This window comes from Streptomyces sp. NPDC104309 (genome assembly GCF_055584025.1).
In genome coordinates, this window is record NZ_JBVJMV010000145.1 from 1 (window position 1) to 1,452 (window position 1,452).

At 64.5% G+C, this 1,452-nt stretch carries 2 protein-coding genes; one reads left to right on the forward strand and one right to left on the reverse strand.

The window, feature by feature from the left end:
- The first annotated feature begins 478 nt into the window (after window positions 1-478).
- Complete coding sequence (locus ACZ68L_RS46895; RefSeq protein WP_469591049.1) at window positions 479-616, forward strand: hypothetical protein; 138 nt, start codon at window positions 479-481, stop codon at window positions 614-616.
- A 14-nt stretch (window positions 617-630) separates the two neighbouring features.
- On the opposite strand, the gene ACZ68L_RS46900 is transcribed toward ACZ68L_RS46895, so the two are convergent.
- Entirely contained in the window at window positions 631-1,215 is a 585-nt protein-coding gene (locus tag ACZ68L_RS46900; protein WP_469591047.1) for a GNAT family N-acetyltransferase, read from the reverse strand.
- Window positions 1,216-1,452: the final 237 nt, after the last annotated feature.

The following is a 1,452-nucleotide window of genomic DNA, read 5'->3' on the forward strand; positions in this document are numbered from 1 at the left end:
GTTGCGTTGAGAGACGCACGGCGGGTTCGGCGAGAGGTCCGGAGAAACGGACCGGGAGCAATCCCGGCACCGCGCTCCGGGCCTACTCAGCGAGCCGGTCACGCGTTGCAGCTGTTGATCTTCCGTCAGGTGGTGCGGAAGGCGCCTTGAAATCGCTTCTCGTATGGGTTGTGCGGCCGAGACTCAGTGGTCGTGAACGAGGTGTGGTCCCGGTTGCAGGAGTTGTTGTTCCCGTCGGTCCCCGGTGTCGCCGTCGCGGCCGTGCATACGGCCGGCGAGGCGATACGCGTCGAGGCCCGATGTACGCCCAGCCGGGCCGCCTGCCCTGACTGCGCCCACTGGACGGAACGGGTCCACAGCTCCTACCTGCGATTTCCGGCAGATCTGCCCGCTGCCGGCCAGCGAGCTCAACTCCACCGACGCCAACCTGTCCGGCATCAGCAGCTTCGCCACCGGCCTGAACAGCGACTTCGACGCGGTGACCGCCGAACTGACCACCGACTGGAACTCCGGCCCGGTTGAGGGAGCAGTGAACCGGATCAAGATGCTCAAACGGCAGATGTTCGACCGCGCCGGATTCGCTCTCTTGCGGAAGCGAGTCCTCCTCGCCCCGTGACGGGCAGTTGCACATCAGACAGTGGCTTTGGTCGCGACGCGGGTGAGCAGCTTGTCGCGCGCGGACGGCCACTCGTCCGCGAGCACGCTGTAATACAGCGAATCACGGCGCGTGCCGTCCTGGCGCACCATGTGACTGCGCAGCTTCCCTTCATAGACCAGTCCCAGCCGGGTCAGGGCTTGCTGGGACCGCACGTTGAGGTTGTCGGTCCGCAAGGCGATTCGGGCAAGACCCAGATCGTCGAAGGCGTATCCGAACAGCAGGAGCTTGGACTCGGCGTTATAGGGGCCACCCCAACAAGAACGATCGAACCAGGTCGCACCAACCTCAGCCCGGCTCGCGGCGAGGTCAAGCTCATACAGGCTGGTCGAACCGATCACCGCGTCGTCCGTCAGGCGCTGGACCGCGAAGCACCGCCGGGCTCGATCCGCCAGCATCTGACTGATCATCGCCCGCATCTCTAACAGGGAGTCGGGGCGAGGCCGAGGCATCCATCGCCAGACCTCGGGATCCGACGCAGAGGGGAACAGTGCTTCTGCATGATCGACAGACAGCGGGATGAGACGGACAGCGCGGCCGAGGAGAGAGTCGTTGCTCATCACTGCACCGTAGCTTCGGAAGCACTGCCTCACAGCGACATGCAGATCACGTCGCATCCGTCACCCACAGCAACCGCGTCACAGAACTTGTGCCAGACCCCGAAACACCCTGTCGAAAACAACAACCTGCTTGGTCTCCCACTAGGGTCTGTGCGGGGTTCGGATCATGCACGGGCTGGCAGGCTGCGGAGCCAGATGATGGATCCGCGTAGGTGGAGGCCGGCGGTGTAACTCTCG